This window comes from Vibrio sp. 1167 (assembly GCF_033340375.1).
GTDB classification, from domain to species: Bacteria; Pseudomonadota; Gammaproteobacteria; order Enterobacterales; family Vibrionaceae; genus Vibrio; species Vibrio alginolyticus.
Window position 1 is genome coordinate 704,628 of the sequence record NZ_JAWOWK010000001.1, and the last position, 20,849, is coordinate 725,476.

Annotated in this window: 14 protein-coding genes; 6 read left to right on the forward strand and 8 right to left on the reverse strand. The window is 47.1% G+C overall.

Annotation, left to right across the window (positions count from 1 at the left end; translation table 11 throughout):
* Positions 1-40 precede the first annotated feature (40 nt).
* Positions 41-685 carry an START domain-containing protein gene (locus R7Z78_RS03095; RefSeq protein WP_104976385.1) on the forward strand — a complete coding sequence of 215 codons (645 nt, stop codon included), beginning with the start codon at positions 41-43 and terminating at the stop codon, positions 683-685.
* Between the two features lie 80 nt (positions 686-765).
* On the opposite strand, the gene R7Z78_RS03100 is transcribed toward R7Z78_RS03095, so the two are convergent.
* Positions 766-2,520, reverse strand: a complete 1,755-nt coding sequence (locus R7Z78_RS03100) for a hypothetical protein (RefSeq protein ID WP_169644594.1) — start codon at positions 2,518-2,520, stop codon at positions 766-768.
* A gap of 427 nt (positions 2,521-2,947) precedes the next feature.
* On the opposite strand from R7Z78_RS03100, the gene R7Z78_RS03105 reads away from it, so the two are divergent.
* Both R7Z78_RS03105 and R7Z78_RS03110 read left to right on the forward strand, forming a co-directional pair.
* Positions 2,948-3,901 (forward strand): M23 family metallopeptidase, encoded by a 954-nt coding sequence (locus R7Z78_RS03105; RefSeq protein ID WP_104976384.1) that lies wholly within the window; start codon positions 2,948-2,950, stop codon positions 3,899-3,901.
* The gene (locus R7Z78_RS03110; protein WP_080276973.1) at positions 3,805-4,257 is read left to right on the forward strand and encodes a bactofilin family protein; all 453 of its coding nucleotides are present in this window, start codon (positions 3,805-3,807) and stop codon (positions 4,255-4,257) included. Before R7Z78_RS03105 ends, R7Z78_RS03110 begins: the two co-directional genes overlap by 97 nt.
* Positions 4,258-4,344: 87 nt before the next feature.
* On the opposite strand, the gene R7Z78_RS03115 is transcribed toward R7Z78_RS03110, so the two are convergent.
* Positions 4,345-7,095, reverse strand: a complete 2,751-nt coding sequence (locus tag R7Z78_RS03115; RefSeq protein WP_033906636.1) for a M16 family metallopeptidase — start codon at positions 7,093-7,095, stop codon at positions 4,345-4,347.
* A gap of 364 nt (positions 7,096-7,459) precedes the next feature.
* On the opposite strand from R7Z78_RS03115, the gene R7Z78_RS03120 reads away from it, so the two are divergent.
* Positions 7,460-9,346, forward strand: a complete 1,887-nt coding sequence (locus R7Z78_RS03120; protein ID WP_064369570.1) for a methyl-accepting chemotaxis protein — start codon at positions 7,460-7,462, stop codon at positions 9,344-9,346.
* Positions 9,347-9,463: 117 nt separating this feature from the next.
* Here the strand turns inward: R7Z78_RS03120 and fecE are convergent, their stop codons facing one another.
* From fecE to R7Z78_RS03150, 6 genes are all read right to left on the reverse strand, one after another.
* The gene (gene fecE / locus R7Z78_RS03125; protein WP_017634499.1) at positions 9,464-10,228 is read right to left on the reverse strand and encodes a Fe(3+) dicitrate ABC transporter ATP-binding protein FecE; all 765 of its coding nucleotides are present in this window, start codon (positions 10,226-10,228) and stop codon (positions 9,464-9,466) included.
* Positions 10,229-10,230: 2 nt separating this feature from the next.
* On the reverse strand, positions 10,231-11,202 hold the full coding sequence (locus R7Z78_RS03130; protein WP_017634500.1) for a FecCD family ABC transporter permease: 972 nt from the start codon (positions 11,200-11,202) through the stop codon (positions 10,231-10,233).
* The gene (locus R7Z78_RS03135) at positions 11,199-12,158 is read right to left on the reverse strand and encodes a FecCD family ABC transporter permease (protein ID WP_373417389.1); all 960 of its coding nucleotides are present in this window, start codon (positions 12,156-12,158) and stop codon (positions 11,199-11,201) included. Before R7Z78_RS03135 ends, R7Z78_RS03130 begins: the two co-directional genes overlap by 4 nt.
* A gap of 74 nt (positions 12,159-12,232) precedes the next feature.
* Entirely contained in the window at positions 12,233-13,156 is a 924-nt protein-coding gene (locus R7Z78_RS03140; protein ID WP_053308093.1) for a Fe(3+) dicitrate ABC transporter substrate-binding protein FecB, read from the reverse strand.
* 101 nt (positions 13,157-13,257) lie between these two features.
* Complete coding sequence (gene pvuA / locus R7Z78_RS03145) at positions 13,258-15,396, reverse strand: TonB-dependent siderophore vibrioferrin receptor PvuA (RefSeq protein WP_017634503.1); 2,139 nt, start codon at positions 15,394-15,396, stop codon at positions 13,258-13,260.
* 121 nt (positions 15,397-15,517) lie between these two features.
* A complete protein-coding gene (locus R7Z78_RS03150) occupies positions 15,518-17,554 on the reverse strand; it encodes a TonB-dependent receptor (RefSeq protein ID WP_025768678.1) in 2,037 nt (678 codons plus the stop codon).
* 250 nt (positions 17,555-17,804) lie between these two features.
* Between R7Z78_RS03150 and R7Z78_RS03155 the strand changes: the two genes are divergently transcribed.
* Together R7Z78_RS03155 and R7Z78_RS03160 are read left to right on the forward strand one after the other, a co-directional pair.
* Positions 17,805-19,016, forward strand: a complete 1,212-nt coding sequence (locus R7Z78_RS03155; RefSeq protein ID WP_005383468.1) for an ATP-grasp domain-containing protein — start codon at positions 17,805-17,807, stop codon at positions 19,014-19,016.
* Complete coding sequence (locus R7Z78_RS03160) at positions 19,013-20,845, forward strand: IucA/IucC family protein (RefSeq protein ID WP_104976382.1); 1,833 nt, start codon at positions 19,013-19,015, stop codon at positions 20,843-20,845. The genes R7Z78_RS03155 and R7Z78_RS03160 overlap by 4 nt, the downstream gene beginning before the upstream one ends.
* Positions 20,846-20,849: the final 4 nt, after the last annotated feature.

Consider the following 20,849-nt stretch of genomic DNA (forward strand, 5'->3'; position numbering starts at 1 on the left):
CGTATAAATTTAAATTTAGGAAAAGTTGGCGGATACTAACATGATGTTGCATTTAAGAATGGGCGCCGTAACACTCGCCACATTGATATCCGCTGGTACTGATGCGAGCGCCAACGAGAACTGGCAGTTCGAGAGTGACAAGAATGGAATCACAATTTACTCCCGAGAACATAGTGACGGTTTAGTTGAGATCCGTGCCCGGATGTTCACACCCACCAGCTATGGTGCATTTTTAACGCTACTGGAAGACAGTGACAACATCCCGAACTGGATTGACAATGCCAGTCATAGCCGGGTTTTAAATCAGATATCGGCCACCGAGAACATCGTTTACACCCAGTTTAAAGCACCATGGCCTGCCAAAAATCGGGATATGGTCACCTACTCAAAGTACTGGGTCGATGAGCTGGGATTCACCGTAGAAATCAAAAGCGCACCTGACTCATATCTTGCTGAACAAAATGGTTATGTTCGAATTCGCTCGGTTGATGCGACTTGGGAGTTACAAAAACTCACAAACGATACAACACTCGTGGAATACAAGGCGTTTGCTGATCCCGGAGGTCTATTGCCAAACTGGCTGATCAACAAACTTTCAAAAGAAAGTGCATGGGCGACATTTGGTAACTTAAGAAAAGAGTTACCTGAATATCAGCAATACTCTCATCCTCAAATAGATGAGTAAGCGTCGCTCTTCCCACTCGCTTTTTAATGCGGTACATAATAACAAAAGGCGGCATATGCCGCCTTTTTCTACTCAATGTGTTACTGTTGTGCAACCGTTACAGGTTTAGTTGCACCACGGTAATCAAACTCAAAACCAATACCTTGGTCTGTCACGTCCATCGTCATACCACCAACAAGCTCGCCTTGTAAGCTTTTGACAACATCATCCGGAACCGGCTCCCCAGTGATTGACGACGCACTCTCTAACACTTCCAAAATACGCTCTGAATCAAAATCAAAGCTGAACAAGCCATTTGGAGAAAGTGATTGCGCCATCACTTCTTTGCTTGCTTCCGCAGCACTATCACCACTGTAAAGGGTGAAATGGTTTTCGTTTAGACGAGCAAACACGTCCACCTTCATGCCAGTATGCATTTCTAATAGGTCACTGACATTAACAGGTTGGTTATCCGGTTGAATTTGCAATTGAGCAAGTTCAGGAACGAACATTTGCGCAGTTTGAATAAGCATCATTGGATCATTGGCAGAAAGAGACAACATACCATCTAGCTGGCTAAATACTTCACCATGCTGAGCATTAGTATCTACTTTGATATCAAACATTTGCAGGCTTAAGCCTTTGAGGCCGTTAACCATGCCTGACCCCATGCTTACAGCGGCTGCTGGATTCTGGCCGCCCATCTCTTGCTGCATTTGTGTCAATAAAGAGCATTGATATTGAGGCTGGGTCAAGTCAGCCCAAATCTGACCAATCGATGGCGCTAGCGTATTAATGTCTAAACCAAGCGCCATACTAAAGAAACTCTTATCACTTTTAGACTCTGCCAATACACCACGAATCGACTTGAGCGCATCTAGAATCACTTTATTGTTGGACTCAACAACAAAAGAACCTTTAATGAACGCCTGATCGCCTTTCATCTTGTATTCTGCAAACGCGACGGACTGAGGCCAGTTTTCTGCAACTTGAGTAAGCTCAGTATGGCAGGCTGGTGAACGCATTTCCTCAATAGTTGGTTCAGGATCTATTGCATCCAACGTGCTGATTTGACGAGCAAACATATTGCCATCTTTCGTCGTCAAACCTTTAATCACTTCGCGATGATCAAAGTAACCAAAAGAGTTGTTGTTTTCACCGTATTTGGCTTGCAACGCCTCAAGGCGTCCACTGTCAGCAATATTTTGACTTGGTGCTTCAAGCCCTAATGCCATTTTAATCGGGTTTTGAACGCCCAGTTGCGGAACATCAACCGTTAACGTAAGCACGTTATCAACCACGGCTACAACCAAGCCAATACCGTCCTGCGGGTCAATTGAATCAGTCATCTCGTAACGACGATACTCGACTTCACCAAGCTTAACCAACTCATGCTTAGCGCCGCTCATCTGCTCTTCATGATCCAGTGTTTTCCATAACGCGGCAGGGTCTTCAATATCCACTTTGTACACCGGTACCATACCAATTGTGTACAACACAGGATTAATGTTTTCCCCGGTGCCCAAATAAGCTTTTAATGTTTCTGGCGACGCAGCACTCTCTAGGTATCCATCGAATAAGTTAACTGCAAACTGCTGTTGTGGAGACAGTGGTTCATCGGCAAAAAGTTCTGCAATCGAGCCTTGATTCGCCGTACCGAATGCGTTCATGTATTTATAATGGTTAAAAGGTTCAGTCTGATACGTCACCATAAGTGAATCTGCAGGAACTTGCGTTAACAGTGAGCCTGCATCACTCGCGGTAATATTGTTTTGGTACAGGTAGCCAGCGCCCCCTGCTGCTGCGACCACTGCTGTAGCCAATAGTAGTTTTTTCACGACCAACTCCGTTGTCATAGTTATGTGTTCCTAAACGAAATGTAACGCTTAGGTTTAAAGCCAATGAATAGTGCTTTATATCAACCGCTATCATAAACAAGTTATCGATGTAATGAATGTCGGTTTGATAAATTATCCAACATTTATAAGGCAAACCGTGAAGTAAGTTGAATTGCGTGCGGATGCTATTGGCAATATTCACAATCCAATTTCTCGGATAACCGCCTTAAAAATCATAATATTCAGTTAAATGAAGCGATTTGGAGTAATTACGACCAAAATCAGCAGAATATTAAATCTTTATTGAGTCTTTTATCTAATATCTGAAAACGCCTCACGACCTGACACTTCTTTCCAATTTGCCTCTGGCAGTCCCTACTCGTTTTCCTTACATTCCTACTAACTCAGTGACGAGACGTATACCAAATACGAGCAATAGAAGACGATGAAAGACCAGTTGACGATCTCTATATCAACTATCAATGGCTCAAGACATTGGTACTGCAGTAAAAGGATGCAACGCAACATAAAAACGTTTTTCGTTTTTTTTGTTGTTGCTCTGGCCGCGACCGTAATCTTAATTCATCACTTGTACACTCGCGTTGATAATGCAGCGTTAAAACAAGCTGAATTGACAGAGCATTCACGCACCATGGGTGAAGAGCTCAGCACACTGAAAACACTTAAATCAGAGCTAGAAAATGACCTTTCAGAACGGGAAGAACGGGTACAACTTGTTTCGGAACGTTTGGGTGAATTAGAGAAAGTGCTTGGGGTTGGAGAACATACCTCGACAAATAACTTGGATGCTAGGCTCGATGCAGCGGCGATAACCTCAAACGTTCGCATGGTGTTATTAAACCAAATACCAAGTGGCTCTCCAGTCGGCAACGTACGGCTATCTTCCGGATTCGGTAAGCGTATCCATCCGGTGACAAAAGTTGCCAAAATGCATCGTGGGCTCGATTTTGCCGTAAATATCGGCACCAAAATTTATGCCCCTGCCGATGGGGTAGTGGAAGTTACCCGCCGCAGTAATAAAGGCTCTGGTAACTTCCTCAGGCTACAACATTCTTTCGGTTTTTCGAGTTCTTATTCGCACTTGAAAGCGTTCAAAGTAAAAAGTGGTCAGTTCGTCAAAAAAGGGCAGCTGATTGCAATTTCCGGCAACAGTGGGCTCTCTTCTGGCCCTCACCTGCATTACGAGGTGCGATTTGTTGGGCGAGCACTGAATCCGAAACCATTTGTCGATTGGAGCCTTAATGATTTCGAAGACATTTTTACTAAGGAGCGAAGAATACGATGGGAATCTTTAATCAAAACAGTGGAACAACGAGTAGCTCAGCAGCTTCAACTCTCATCGCCAAAGGCTGTTCTCTTAGCGGAGAACTCAAAGTAGAAAACGATGTCCAGATTGATGGCATCGTCGATGGTCAAATTAACGTGGAAGGCACTCTCGTTGTCGCAGAAAGCGGGCGAGTAAACGGTGAAATCTACGCTAAACAGCTGATCATTAATGGCATGATGGACGGAAACTGTCACGCAGAACACATTCAAGTGCTTGCCAAGGGACGCGTAAGCGGTAGGATCTGGAGCAATAACCTCAGCATTGAACCTGGTGGCAAATTCTTTGGTGAAGCAGCCGAATTACCTGAAAAGGAAGTGGTAACGTTAAAGGGTAAGGCTCAAGACAGTGCGATCACAAAAGAAAATAACACCAACAATGAAAAGCGACTTTCGCGTAAATCAGCATAAAAGCTTTGATTAAAGTGCTTAAAAAAGACGGCTTTCACGCCGTCTTTTTTATTACTATTGCCACGATTTTCGTCAGAAACTACGTGATTATTCGGCCGGATTTAAAACCATTACCGAGCGTTTTGCTTGTGGACCAAAAGCTGATTTTGCATGCGCTTTCACTTCATCTAACGTCACACTCTTAGCCACTTTCTCAACGTCAAGCAACACATCGACGCCGTAATCATGCACCAAATAACGAGTATATGCCCATGATCTCTGTGCTGGGTTGTCATCCAATCCTTGCATCGCGACTGCCAGTTGTTTCGCGGCCGTATCCACTTCTTTTTGGGTAATATTTGACGCTAAACCATCAAACACTTTGCCCAGTTTACTCTCTAAAAGTGCCACGTCTTCGGGCTCAACTTGAGACTCCAAGAGCCAATCAGAGATGGGTTCGCGATCTTGTGTCATGGTGTAAATGCTCGGGCTGTAATCAAGGCTAGACTCTTCTCGCACAATATCCAAAACACGTGCATTACTAATACGTTGCAAAATATCTTCGATAACCGTGTCTCTTGCCGTACGTTGGTAATCGCTCGTATTAGTCAAACGCATTACATACAACGATGAAGGTTCATGCCCATCCGCAACCACAGTTCGCTCCGGCACTTCCGGGTTAAACGCAACGTGATAATCAATCGAACGACTCGGTTTCATTTCGATAGAGGCCACATACTTACGCAAAAGTGGTGTAATTTCTTCCGGCTCTACGTTTGCAACAATAACCATCTTAAAACCATCATTGGTTTTGAAAAGTTGCTCATGCACCGCTAGTATCTGCTCGGAAGTCACTTGTTCAACATCATCACTGGACACTATACGATGACGACTACCCGGCAAATAAGAATTGCCGTTTGCTTTTTGAATCAGTTTTCCCATCGGTGATTCAAAAAAAGCGCCGCTCTGCTGTTTAAACTCTTGCTTCGCTGCTTCCATCTGGCGCTCGTCGACTTTAATCTCCGTCGCTAGGTTGTATAGTCCATTCAAAGCATCAGTTAGGTGCGTATTTGGCGCCGTAATTTGAGCTCCGTGACTGGTCGCATCAAGCATCGCGCCAAGCGCAATGTTGTTTTTGCGTAAGTAGCTATCTAGCTCTGAACCAGAAAATGTCCCTAACCCACTGCGTATTGCCGTTGTTGCTGCGATTTCATAAGCGGCATACAACGTCGGATCAACAGCGGCTTTACCACCTTGGCTCGCATAGTAAATATACGCTCGACCACCCGCTTTAGTATCTTTTTGGAACCACACTTCGATACCGTTTGATAGCGTATAGACTTGAAAACCACCCGCTTCCTGACGCATGCTCGTGATGCTGCCTTCCTGGGTAGGCTTTAAGAATCCATCCACTTTGTCATACATCTCTAACGGTTTTTCGCCAGTTTGAAGATAGGCACTGTTTAGAGCGGCAAATACACCATTGAACTGTTCTGACGTTTCGCTTTTCCCCAAACCAATAAAAAAGCTTGGCTGCTGAGATAACAAAGCCGTCAATTGTGTGTTAATGCTCTCTAAATTCTCGTTGTTGATGAATTCTGCCAAACTCTGGGCATAATTCTCTTTTGATTGGCTGACACTGTCTTGTCCAATTTGAAAAACACGTGCTTCTGCGTAACTGTTTGGCTTACGCTGACTCCAATCTGAATCAATATTTGCAAGTTCACCTTGCCAATTTGACATAACGCTATCTAACTCGGATTGAGTCGCACCATAATCTCTTAACGACGCCAAGGTACGAATGAAAGTCTGGTGCATTTGTTCGCGGCGATCTGGTGCAAACGAAATCCCTGCCGACATCATACGCTGATAGTTAGAGTAATAGGGCTCTGCATAAGCGTATTGAAAAGGTTCAGCGGCATCACTGAGTACACGGATCAAACGCTGTTGAATGAGTTGTGTTGCGACTTCATCACGCCACACTTCATGTTGTTGCTCAATCGTCGCGCTGCCACTTAGACCACGCTCAATCACTAAATGAAGACTTGGTGATTCCATCGTGTTACTTGGCAAGATTCTGTTTTCGTTGTTCACTCGAATATCACGGCGCTTCTCTATTACCGTATCCGAGGTACTTTCCCAGTTCGAGAACTTGCTTTTGATAATCTTGGACAGTGAATCTACGTCGATATTACCAGTCACAATCAACTCGGCATTTTGTGGCTGGTACCATTTGTCGTAAAACGCCTTTAACTTACTTGAGGAAGCATTTTGAATCGCTTCGCGAGTACCAATTGGGTCATGCTCACCATACATAGTGCCTTCAATCGAGGCTTGGTAAGCATGCATAGAAAAGGACTTATCATCCGGATTGGCACGTCGCCATTCCCCGAGAATCACCCCTTTTTCTTTCTCTACTTGCTCAGGAGCAAACTCAAGTCCGTTACCGATATCTCTCATCCACTTCAGGGCATCTTCTAGCTTCGTATTATTCGCAAGGTCAAGTTGGTAAGACGTTTGCTGATAACTGGTAAAAGCGTTGATATCAGCGCCAAAGCTACCACCAGATTGCTCAAAAAGTTTGACAACGTCGTTACCGGTAAAATGCTCACTACCATTAAACGCCATATGCTCAACAAAGTGAGCGTAACCCTTTTGAGAAGATGTTTCTTGGAATGAGCCGATATTCATCACCAAACGGACCGAGACTTCTTGGTCTTCTGTTGGATAGAGATGGTATTTCATACCGTTCGATAACTGGTCCACGTGCCAGTTGGCGTCAGGTTGAATCGGCGTCGACTGTTGTATCAGAGCACACCCTGACACTAATAACGCGGGGACTAACAATATACTGCGCATAACGATTGCCCATAACAATGATTAAGCTAATCAATATATATCCGGTGCTATAACCTTCACATTTTTAATGGATTATCAGACACGCAAATGTGATAAAGATCACCATTTATTGAAATCAATTCTCATTTACAAAAATCGACAAATCCTTACTTTACAAATACATAAATAATATCGTTCCAAATCCTTTTGCTTATTTGGTGTAAAACTCAAATTCGCGACATGGAGTCAGTATTTATTTTGAGCAATAAAATATAATTATTGAACAGATTCGAATCTGACTTTCTGCTGCATATTCAACAGCGCAGAGAGCACTGATGAGAATAAAAACACAACAACTATTATTCAAAGATCTATTATTCGCTTTATGTTCAAAAATCTATCATTAAAAAACAAACTGGCAATCTCTGCCAGTGCCGCCATCATTCTAGGGGGAGTGCTGGTAGAGGGGCTGTCTTTTCGAGATTCATTAAATAGGCTCGATGTCGAAGTCGCACAGCGACTAGAAAGCACTAGCGCATCTTACAATCAATACGTAAAGGACTGGCTACTCTCTAAAGAGCGCGCACTAACTTCACTCTCTTCTGATTCAGAGAAACGTTCTCTGGTTACGCATTTGAAACAAGTCCGAGACTCTGGCGCGTTCGATAACGTTTTCCTCGCTTACCCGGACGGGTCACAAGACAACGCTAATGGGGTGGTTTTGCCACCAGGTAATAACGATCCTCGTAAGTGGGGCTGGTACACCAATGCAATCGCCAACCCATCGAAAGTCTTTATGGATAACCCGACCGTCGCAGCTGCCACGGGGGCTAACGTCGTGTCGCTCGGTAAAGCCCTGCAATTGCATGGTCAAACCGTCGTTCTGGGTGCTGACGTAGAGATCGGTGATATCCTGAACAGCCTGAACCAAGTGATCCTACCGGGTGAAGGTTATATGTTTATTGCCAATGAACAGGGCAATATTTTCACTCATAACAACGGTAAACTGCTGAATCAACCGGTTAGCAAGCTAGGCCTCAACAACAACGACATTACGTCTGCCGCACGTTCAGGTACAGAGCGTCGCGTCTCTATTAACGGCACCGAATATGTGATTTACGCGCGCCACATAGAGGGTACCAAGCTCACAACAGTGACGGTGTTAGATCAAAACTCGTTGGTTGCCCCACTCTACGATGCTGTTTGGGATCAGATCATCGCAACCACCATCGTCGTCGTTATCTGTGTAGCTTTGTTTAATCTGCTATGTAGCATCTTGTTCCGTCCGCTCTACAACGTTTCGAATGCGCTCGCACAAATCGCAAACGGCAGCGGCGACCTAACTCAACGCATCAAAGTAGAAAACCGTGACGAAGTTGGTGAGCTGGCTGAAAACTTCAACCAGTTCGTTGAAAGTTTGCAGCAACTTATTGGTCACATTCGTCACCAAGCGGAAGAACTGAGCCAACAATCGGAGCTGAGCACGAATCGCGCGAATCAATCGGTTTCCGATCTGAACCATCAGCAACAAGAAATCACGATGGTGGCGACCGCTGTGACTGAAATGGCATCGGCAACGCAAGAGATTGCAGCACATGCAGAGCAGACGGCTAAAGCCGCTCAAGACTCTTCAGCGAGCACACAAAATGGTCATGAGTTAGTGATCAACTCCAAGTCATCCATCAACAATTTGTCTTCTGAAGTCAACCAAGCGAGCGTTGTCATCGGCGAGCTCAACCAGCACGCGCAAGACATCTCAACCGTACTATCAACGATTCGAGACATCGCAGAACAAACCAACTTACTGGCTCTGAATGCGGCGATTGAAGCGGCGCGTGCAGGTGAACAAGGTCGCGGTTTTGCCGTTGTTGCAGACGAGGTTCGCGTGCTATCACAACGCACACACACCTCAACCGAAGAGATTCGCTCGACGATCGAGACCTTGCAGCAAACCACACAACGCGCTGTGACCATCATGGATACAAGCTCTCAGCTCGCGCAAGGTTCGGTGGAAGATGCAGATCGCGCAGCACTGGCTCTGGATGAAATCAACGCGGCCGTTGCGCTGATCAGCGATATGGCAACGCAAATCGCGACCGCCGCCGAAGAGCAAACGCACGTAACCAATGAAATCACGCAAAATGTCACGTCCATTAAAGATGTGACCGATCACTTGGTAGTTGGTGCCGAAGAATCGATGAATCAATCTGCTGAGCTGAAATCGCAAGCTGAGGATCTCAACTCGAAAGTGGCGACGTTTAAACTGGCTTAAACGCCACATTAAGGACGCTCTTAAAAACAACAAACCCCGCTAGCAACTTTGTTACTAGCGGGGTTTGTTTTTATGGATCGACGTTTTTATTGCAGATAGCTTTCCAAAGACGTAAACCTACACCGCCACACACATCGGCGTGCCTGAGATTGGGTCATTAAATACTCTCGCTTGTAAATCAAACACCGATGACAACATGCCTTCTGTCATTACCTCTTGCGGTGTTCCCTGCGTGACTAACTGACCTTTTTCCAACACCACCAAATGATCGCAGTAACGGCACGCTTGGTTTAGATCGTGCAGCACTACGACCACTGTTTTGCCTTTGTCGTTCATCTGCCTCATGAGTTTCATCAGCTCAACTTGGTGAGAGAGATCCAAGTAAGTGGTTGGCTCATCAAGCATCACTACGTCGGTATCTTGCGCCATTACCATCGCAATCCACGCCCTTTGCCTTTGACCGCCAGACAGCGATTCAACTGGCTTGTCAGCAAACTCAATCACGCCAGTATCTTGCATTGCTTGCTCGACTAAGGTCTTGTCTTGTTGACTTAACCGGCCCCAATGAGAGAGATAAGGCGAGCGGCCATATTCGACCAGTTTTCTGACGGTAATACCTTCAGGACTGACAAGAATCTGCGGCAGCAAAGACAACGAACGCGCCAAGCGTTTATCACCGTAGCTGCTTAGTGGTTTGTCGTCATACAACACTTGGCCAGAAGCGGGTTTATTGATGCGTACCAAGGTTTTTAATAGTGTCGATTTACCGCAACCATTTGGACCAACTAGTGCGGTAATTTTACCTTGAGGAATCGACAAAGAGAGATCTGGAATGATGGTCTGTTTGCCGTACGCGACGGATAAGTTCTGCGTTCGTAACATGCTTACCAACCTCTATAACGATACAAAAGAAAAATGAAATATGGTGCGCCAATAACAGATGTCAGCACTCCCGCTGGTAGCTCAATTGGTGGCTGTAAGCCTCTCGCTAAACCATCGGCGCAAATCACCAACAAAGCGCCAAGGGTTGCAGCGGCTGGAATCAACAACTTGTGGTTGTGGCCAAACAGCAAACGCGCAAGATGCGGCGCAAGCAGGCCAACAAAGCTGATCGTGCCTGCCACAGACACACTGATACTCGCCAATAGCACGGCAGCAATCAACGCAATAATTTGGATCTGTCTTGGTTTCGTGCCAAGTGTAGTGGCGCTTTCTTCTCCCAGTCCCATAACATCTAGCCGCCAAGCCAGCCAAAACGCCAATGGTAGTAGCAGCAATAAAGCACTCCAAATAAACGGCACTTGTTGCCAGTTTCGTCCCCACAAACTGCCGGTTAGCCATACCATCGCCGTGTTGATTTCAATAGGGTGCACAATCAGAAGAAAATCGATACCGCTGGCTAAAAATGCGCTGACAGCAACACCAATCAGCGCCAAACGTGCTGGTGTTGGTTTCGACCAGTAAGCCAGCACAGCAATAAAGCCAGCAGCAAGCAAGCCTCCCGACATGGCGACCATCGGCAACATTGCCACTGGCGCATTCGGATACAGCACCAAACAAGCGGTAGCCGCCAGTCCTGCTCCGGCGCTTATCCCCATTAAATCTGGTGAGGCAAGTGGATTACGGATGACGCCTTGAACTAAAACGCCTGACAGCCCCAACCCAGCGCCCACGCCAATGGCGAGCAACATTCTCGGTAATCGATATTGGTGAATCACAAAGTCCGAGTCAGAGAAAGAAAACAGCAATGCAAAAACCTGTTGAGCCGACATGTTCGCCGCGCCAACAAACAGCGTGAGAGAAGACGCAATCAGCAACAATCCAACTAATGCAAACAGTTTGGTTTGATTCATCATGATGATTTCCTCATTGCAATCGCGATAAAGCAAGGTGTGCCCAACAGCGCGGTAATCACGCCCACTGGCGTTTCAGCCGGAAAGGCAATCGCGCGTGATAAAGCATCTGACCACGTGACCAATGCCGCGCCACACAAGGCGGAAACCGGAATGAGAATGTGATAGTTGTGACCAACAATCGGGCGTACCAAGTGCGGCACTAACAACCCGACAAAGCCAATTGGTCCAGCAATCGCTACGCTAGTTCCTGCCAACAGCACAACCGCTAAACCACTGATTAATCGCGTAAGACGAATGTTACCACCCAACCCGACAGCAACTTCGTCCCCCAACGCGAGTAAATTTAAGTTTCGCGCTAAGCCCATGGCGAGCACCAAACCTAAAGTCGCAAAAGGCCACAGTTGCTGCCACTGCTCAGAATCTACCGCGGAGAGTGAACCCGTTAACCAATGCAACACGCTGTAAGCCATGTCATCCGCCAAAATTACCGACGCACGAGTTAACCCTATCAGCAGTGCACTGATGGCAATGCCCGCTAGCACTAAACGCAATGGGTGAGAACGCGCGGAGAAAAAACCGCCCAACAACATGACCGCACCACCACTTAGTAGCGCGCCGAGTACTGCGTTGATGATTGGGTTCAATTGACTAAAGAATGGTACGCCGATGGACGCCAAGGCCATAAAACACGCCGCACCTGCATTAATGCCGAGAATGGATGGCGACGCCAAAGGGTTACGAGTCAATCCTTGCATCAGCACTCCGGATACCGCAAGCGAAGCGCCAATTAATAACCCAGCATAGGTACGAGGCGCACGCAGCGTCGCGAGGATTTGATGCAGCATATTGCCCTCATCAAACGCAAACCAATAGCTTGTCAGATCATTAACGCTCAAAGAAAAGTTGGACCAGCCAATCATTGAGGCTGCATAGCCTGAGAGCGTACACAACGCCATAGCACAGACAAACAAGCTCGCTTTCCAATGCGATTTGCTAACCGAAGACGCGCTTTCCGAGCTTATCGCCGAACTCATGAGCGCTCCAATAACGCTTCAAGATTGCGGGCAATTTCTTCCGCAGCCAACATGCCGCGATTTAACGACCACAGTTCAGGAGATACCTCAACAAGTTGCTGTTTTTTCGCAGCGGTTAGCAGCTTAAATAATGGGTTTTTGCGCCACTCATCCACAATATTTGGTTGAGAGTAAAGTCCAACTAACAACCAATCAGGGTTGGTTCTTAGTAAAAGTTCGAAACTGGTTGGGATATACGCTTTTTGCTCAGATGGAGCCAGCGGGCTTTGGATGCCCAGCGTACTCAAAACGCCCCCAGCGTAAGAAACCGGGCTATGCAGCCACATCCCTTTGTCAGAAACCACACCAAACTGAATGGTTTCTTGTGTCGCAAAATGCTGTTTGAACTCCGCCATTGTCTGTTTGTGCTGCTCAATTCGTTGTGTCATTTTCGCTTGCTTGCCAATCGCAACCCCGATTTTCTGTGCAGATTCGAGGTTTTCTTTATACGTCTCTCCACGGCTTTTTAACAGCAAGGTTGGCGCAATTCGCTGCAAATCTTGATAAATCGCGCGATGACGTTCGGCATCGGCAATGATCAAATCCGGCTTGAGCACCGCAATCGCCTCTAAACTCGGTTGTGAACGCATGCCGACCGATTGCCAAGGTTCAATCTTGGCGCGAACAGCAGGGATGACTCGTGTGGCATCGTTGTCATCGGCGACGCCTACAGGTGAGACATCGACTGCCGCTAATGCATCGACAAACGAAAATTCTAAAACCACAATACGTTGAGGTATCGCTTCTAGCTCAAAAGTGCCTTGCTCATCTTGCACGCTGCGCACCTGAGCACTTGCGGAAAATGACATAAAAACTGAGCTCAACAGCATCAGCAAAACGGTTGAAAAGTGTTTGATCGTAAATTGTTTTTTATTTTTCATCTTGCTTTTTTCCAGTGCTAAGTGTTTTCCAGTACCTAAGATCGGCAAAGTCGCCAAGGTAAATTGGCGACTTTTCTTTTCAAACTCGGTGAACGAAACGCTTAAAACTGATAGTTCAGATCCAGTGTGTAAGAGCGTCCCGGAGCTGGGTACCGACCAACTGGGCTGGTATCAATCCCACGGAAGTAATACTCCTCGTCAAACAAGTTGTTTACTGCAACATTCATGCGTAACTTGCCTTTGTCATCTTTGTATAAATCCGTACCTAAGTTGAAGTTCCACACCATGTAAGACGGCACTTTGCCCGTTGCACCTGTTGCGTCTTCGGCACTGGTGTTGGCGTTATCGGTATACGAATCACTGAAGTAGAAGCCCGATAGCGTGGTGTCCATGCCGTAAAACGCGTAGGTCGCATCCCAACCAAGTTGATGTTTAGAGGTGTAAGGCAGCTGGTTACCTTTATTCGCACCCTCTTCTTCAAGCGTGGCATCGAGGTAGTTGTAACTTGCGCCCAAGCTCAGAGCAGGTAGAACTTCAGGCACGTAACGAGCAGAAAGTTCTAAACCTTGGTGAAGTGTTTTTCCGATGTTATCGAAGGTCTGCGTTGAGCTTTGCCATTGCAGTTGGTCTTCAAAATCGATGCGATAAAGTGCAGCGTTAAAACTGGTCGCATCTTGGGTGTAACGCGCGCCGACTTCGTAGTTCCAAGCCAGTTCGCTCCCTTCTTCACCCAAGCCTCGGATGTAGGCAATTTGTGGCGCACGAAGTGATTTTTGCGCGTTCGCATACGTCACCCACTGATCAGTTAAGTTGTATGCCACCGTCAAACCTGGCAACCATTCCGTCACGGTGTTGTCTGCTGTTTGTTTTTTACCACGATCGGTAAACGTCATTCGAACCGACTCAACACGCAACCCAGGCGTTACCTTCAATGTATCATTGAACAAACCAATTTCGTTGCTAACGTATCCAGCAAACGCGTCCGTATCTAAATGCCAATCACGCGGAACGCTGGTTGCACCACCGGCGATTGGAGTCTGAGTGAGTTTGTAGTCGATGTCTTCGTTAACATAACGGGTACCCACGATCCAGTTTTGAGTAACGGATTTACCTTCGCCAAAGTACATCGCCATTTTTGGCTCTATACCATACACGGTAAATTCACGTGGAGAGGTACGAACGTCCGTCGCTGGCAAAGCCGGATCAGCCCAATGGCCACCCGCGCTGTTAAAGCCCCACTTGAAAAGACGCTCTGACTTATGGCCAAACGTTAGCACTTCTAGCTCAGCACTGTCGGCAAATGGCAAATCGTGGATGTACTTAACACTCCAGCGTGTCGACTTACCTTCATAATCATCGTAAGGACGTTTCGATTGGTGACGATCTTGTTCGTAGTCTTGTGGCGAAAGTGCGCCCGGCATTTGCGTTTCAGCATCGTAACGTTGCAGGAATGCTTGAATCTCTTGAGTGTCACTCAATAGCCACTGTGCTTTAGCTTGAAAGTTCTTCACGTCCGTATCGGAATGTTCACGGAAGCTTTCACCTTTTAGGAAGTTACCTTCCAACTGCAGTGCAAACGTGTCGCTTAACCAGCCGCCCGTGCGCAGGTAAAAATCATTCAGCGGCGCATCACCGCCATCAAACACGGTAAGGCGGTTACTGATTTCAGTTTGCCACGTGTGTGGAATCGGTTTGGTCACTAAGTTGATCACACCACCGACGTTGTTTGGGCCGTACTGTACTGCGGCACCACCGCGTACAATGTCAATACGATCAAGCATCGACAGTGTTGCTGGGAAGATAGACTGACCAGTGTGACCATATGGCGCAAGTGTTAGCGGTACACCATCCATCAAGAACTGAGCATGACCACTACGGCTTGCTTTCAAACCACGTACGGAAATGTTAGGCAATACGCCCGTTCCGCTTTCATCCTGAACTTTAATACCCGGCACGCGCTGTAGCGCGTTATCAATCGAGCCTGCGGCGGTTTTCTCGATTTGATCGCGGGTAATGACGGTACGAGCACCTGGGTACTCTTTGACGTCTTCAATTTCAGATTTACCAATCACGCTACCAGTGACAACGACGGTTTCCATCGCGGTAGTTTGTTCTTTTTTAGCAGGAGCGGCAACCGCGCTCATGGATGTGGCAGAAGCGATTGCAATCGCAAGCACACTGTAAGTGGTAGACAAACCAGCACGTACACGCACTTTACCATCCAAATTCTGGTAAGACATTAAGATCTCCTTTGCGAGAAATTGAGCCTCGGGCAGAATACATCCCGTAGGCTCTCGGGGCTAAACATCCTCAATATGAGGAAAAAAATCGGCTAACAGGCGCTAACTACGCACAAAAAGCCTAGAACTGATATCCGTAGCTGAGCATGAACTCGGCTGGTGCGCCGTAGCCAATCTGGTTTAAGCCAGACGTGCCGTTTGTTGCGCCAAGAATGTATTTCTCATCCAAAATGTTGTAAGCGTTCGCTTGGATTTTGTGACGACCAGTGGTGTACGCCGCCATCAAATCCACCGTTGTGTAATCGCCAAGTGCGACGGCTTCGTCGTTACCTGCGTAACGGTCGCCCACGTACTTCACACCACCGCCTAAACGCCAGTTGTCATCCAATTGGTAAGTGCTCCAAAGAGAGAACAAGTGGTCTGATACATCGTTAGGCTTTTTGCCTGTGGCTTTGTCTTCCGCATCTAAGTAGCTGTAACCCACAGAGATGTCCCACTGTTTGGTGATTTGACCGCGAGCCTCTAATTCAATACCTTGGTGACGCACTTCAATTTTATCGATCACATCGCCGTCCACGTTAGTTTGTGGTTGCTCTTGATCAATCTGGAACAGTGCCGCATTCAACATTAATGCGTTATCCAAAAGGTACGCTTTCGCACCCACCTCTTTTAAGTCGGTGTGGAAGAATTCCGCCAATTTTGGATTGATGTAGATACCAGCGTACGGTAACTGCCAAGAGCGCGCTAAACTGGCGTATACGGATGTGTCGGAATTGATGCGGTATACCAAACCAGCACGGTAGCTGACTTTGTCATCATCCAATTTTTCCTTATCTGAGCCCGCTTTTTGTTGTTCGAGTTCCATCGAGTCGTAACGCACGTTACCGATCAAAGAAAGGTCACCCCACGTATAGACGTCTTGCACATACAAACCTGTCGTGGTGGTGGTATTGTCACGAAATGGCTTAAAGCCCGGATCAGGCGTTGGACCAACGACTGGGTCGTAGATATTTTGCGGAGGAAGCGTTTTGTCACTTGCCAACGTTAGGTCGATATCGATCTGGTTGAAATCAGCACCCACCATCAATTGATTGTCCCTAGTTTCCCAAACCAACTCAGATTGTAAAGTGGTCGTAGTACGTGGATCGTAACCAAAGTTGTTGACGGTTTGAGACACTTCATTACCCGTCACTTTGCCCTGACGCGTGCCTTTTTGCTCAAGTTCGATATGGTTGAACGCCGCTCGGTTGTTCCATACCCATTGATCATTCAGACGCCATTCGTAATCCACCGCAATACGGAGACTGTCTGACTCCTGATAGTCGTTTGTGCCGCCAAAGTAAGTGCTTACTGGCAAATCAACTGGCTTGCCATTTTTTGATGGCACACCACGATACGGCACTAGTTCTTGATGGGCGTATTCCACGTCAATATCAATGGTGTGACCTTCCGCTGGTAACACACGAATGGTCGGTGCAATGAAGAAATCGTTTGAATCAACATGATCAACGTACGAGTCGGCTTGACGGTATTCCAAGTTAATACGCCCGTTGACCTTATCTGTAAACGCCATTGAGCTGTCGACCTGACCAACATACTGGTTGTTGCTGCCTACACTACCGTTTACGTGAGTAAAATTCTCACCGTTAGCGCGTTTCGTCACCAAGTTGATGATGCCCCCAGCCGAACCGCGGCCATACAAAGCACCCGCAGGGCCTTTCACAATTTCAACGCGTTCAACGTTCGCTAAGCTGCGGTAAGACTGCAACGTACCGTCATCTCGCAAGCCATCACGGTACATATCGTTGAGTGAATCAAAACCACGGATCATGAACTGATCGCGGCTGCCTTCGCCCAAGGTGTTATTGACCCCGGCTACCCCATCTAGCGCATCCACTAAACGCACCGCGCCTCGGTCTTGCATTTCTGTTTTCGTTACTACGGATACCGCTTGTGGCACATCAAGCCATTCCACATCGGTTTTGGTGCCTGATTGAGGCATGTGTTCAGCATAACCTTCGTACTGATGACCGAAGACTTGAATCGTTTCAGTTGCTGATGAGGTTGAGTTCGTCTCTTCTGAAGCCACTGCGCTTGGTGCTACTAATGAAGAACCAATCGCGACCGCCAAGGGGGTCAGGGTCAATAATTTATTCATTCCATAATTCCGTTTAGTTGTTATAAAGCCAACGGATGGAAATAAGAACAAATATTATTTCTATTTGCAATATTAATTTTATGCTCTATATTTATTTACCCTAAAAACACAACTAACAACAAAAAAAACCAAATATCATAACAATAAATACTAAAACTTCTGCCCTCCGTCTCGAGAGAGGCACATTGGAAGACGACCGTGAGCGACTTTATCAACGTTAGAAGAAAATGTTAGAAAATTAGGAAAGCTCATGAAATCTACGATGATTATCGTAAGTCATGTCGTTAACGATGCAGTCACTCACGGCTTTGTGCCTGCAGCTAAAGCGATGGACCTTCACGTCGTTCTTATCACCGACCATAAGCTCAGCCATTTAGAGTTGGCGAGTCATGATAGTCACTTTAATCCGGATACCATTCTAGAATGTGATGTCTTCAACCCATTAGAACTCATCGAAACCATCACGGAGCATGAATTAAAGCCAGACGCTATTTTCAGCAATAGTGATCACTTACAAACTTCCACCGCCATCTGCGCGCAATTTTTTGGCCTCCCATCCAAAGATTGGTCTGTCACGTTAAAGGCCAAAAACAAACACTTAACTCGACAAGTGTTAAATGAAAAATCCTTACCCAACACACAAAGCTGTTTGCTGCATCGCCATTCGAATGTGGCATTAGGCATGGCCTTCCCTGTCGTAGCAAAACCCAAAGAAGGCGTGGCAAGTTTAGATGTACAGCGCTGTGACTCCCAAAGCGAGCTCGATGCTTACTGCGAGGCGTTTTGGCAAAAGCACCCAAACGCCGCCATTCTGGTGGAGCAGTTTCTTCAAGGACCGTTGGTTACGCTCGAAACTTTAGGAGACGGTAACCAACTTATCGCCGTGGGCGGTTTTGATGTGTCGCTCTCTGAGCCGCCTTACTTTATCGAAACCGCCGCAGACTGGAACGGACCAAACGGCATTGCTCACCGAGAAGCTTGCTTGGCTCAACTGAAAGCGTTCGGCGTTGGTTTTGGAGTTTGCCACAGCGAATTTATTATTACGGAAAATGGCCCGGTTCTGGTGGAAATTAACTACCGCAGTATTGGAGATGGCCGCGAATTCTTGCTCAACAATCTCGCTCCCTTCGGTTGGTTTAGCACGATTTTGGGTCTGCATCTGGGTCGAAGATTGGACGGCGATTACCAAATTCATGGGTCAGCGCACGTGCACTACGTAGTTGCGGAACACAGTGGTGTGATTGACGGAGGTTCGACGTCGTTCATCCAACACGATGACGATATCATCACCCAGCAACAGGTACTAAAAACCGCTGGAGAACACTTCCAACAGAGTTATTCCAATAAGGATTATCTCGCCCGAATTTCGATTGTCTCACCATCAGGGCGAAACCTCGACCAAGCGCTGCAGAACGCGCTTAGCAATTTCGATCTCGCTCCGACTCGTGAGGTGGCAGCATGAATGACAACGCTTTGTATCTAACGCAACGATTGATCGACACTTGCTTGCGCGAAGACATGTTTGGCATTTTGTCGAAGGCCAAGTTCAGTAGAGACGCGCCAAAAGGGGTAATTGTTCCTCAAGACGAGCAAGTCTGGCTGATATTTGCCAACTCTGATTTCACGTTGTATTTACCTGTTGCGCCAACGTATTACATGCAGCACTGGCGCTACGGTCACGCCAATGACGAAACACCACCAGGTTGGTGGGTGGAGAAAAATGGCCAAGTCGAGCATCAACAGCATTACAAAGAGTGGATTGCGCTACTAACGACACTGGCGCACGAGAGCTCTCACGAGTTGCTGGCGGGATACCTTCAAGAACTGGAATGTGCAGAGAAACACAAAGCGCTGTGTGACCAAGCGTTTCATCATCATGCAGACCACATTTCTCAACCAATATCCGAGCTTGGTTCTTGGCATCAAAAACTGCTGCTAGCCGACCAGATCGCTTCTTACCTTGACCATCCGTACTATCCAACTGCGCGGGCGAAGTTTGGTCTGAGCGATGAAGACCTTGCTAAGTACGCGCCCGAGTTTGCACCAAGCTTTGCTCTGCATTGGATTGCGATTGAAAAATCACTGGTGACATTAACCAGCGAACAACCTGATTGCTGGCCGACCATGGAGCAAGTTGGGCTTCCTGCTGATTTTGCACTGAGCCACGTTCTGTTCCCTGTACATCCGCTCACCCTGCGACCTTTAGAAGCCTTACCCGAAGGTGTGATAGAAGCTCCTTTAACGTATCTAGACGTGACGCCGACGCTTTCCGTTCGTACGGTGGTCGTGAACGACGCACCGCACATTCACATCAAAGTTCCGCTGATCATGCGATCGCTAGGCACGAAAAACATTCGCTTAATCAAGCCTTCAACACTGTATGACGGCCACTGGTTTGAACGCCTACTCAGCCACCTTGAACAAACGGACGCAGACTTAAACAGTCGCTTGTTCCATTGCAACGAAAAACACGGTGGACACGTCGGCGAGGATAAAACCTTCGCGTACATCGTACGTGAGTACCCACTTATTCATTGCGAAGACAAAGCGCTAGTTCCGGTTGCCGCACTGGCAAGCCCAATGCCTGACGACCGCTTGTTCTTAGAACACTTGGCAGAGCAGTACTATCAACAAGATACGCTGGCGTGGTTCAAAGATTACGTCGACCTATTATGCCAAGTACACCTTACCTTGTGGCTTCGTTATGGCATTGCATTGGAGTCCAACCAGCAAAACGCCATCATTGCATTTGATCAACAGGGCAAAATGACGCTCGCGATGAAAGACAACGACGCGGCGCGAATTTGGCCAGAGCGCTTCCACTTTGCAACAGAGCATGCTGCCCAAAAACACGGCGCAAAACTACTTCCAGTGGATTGCGATGAACTGCTCGATCAACGCATCAAAGTCGACAATGAATTGGCGCTCGGTCAGATGTTTACCACCATCACATTACAACTGGATATCGCAGCGATTGTAGAAGCCATGGCAGCGAAGGGCATTGCCTCTTCAGCATCGCTTTACGCCATCGTGGCCAAAAGCATTTCAGAACAACTCAACCGATTAGAAGGCGAAGGGTTAGAGACGAAACTGGCACGCGAGTTACTGCAAGAGGCGCCTGATTTGTACGCCAAGTACTTGTTGAGCTCTGGCAGTTTGCTCTCGAAAGAAGCCTCCGGCGCGAGCGACATCAATAAGTTCTATGGTTTGTCGGCCCCGAACTTCTTACTGCTTTCTAGCGAAGAAGCGCAACGCGCCTACATAGAAGCCATCAAAAAAAGCGTACGTTAACGAT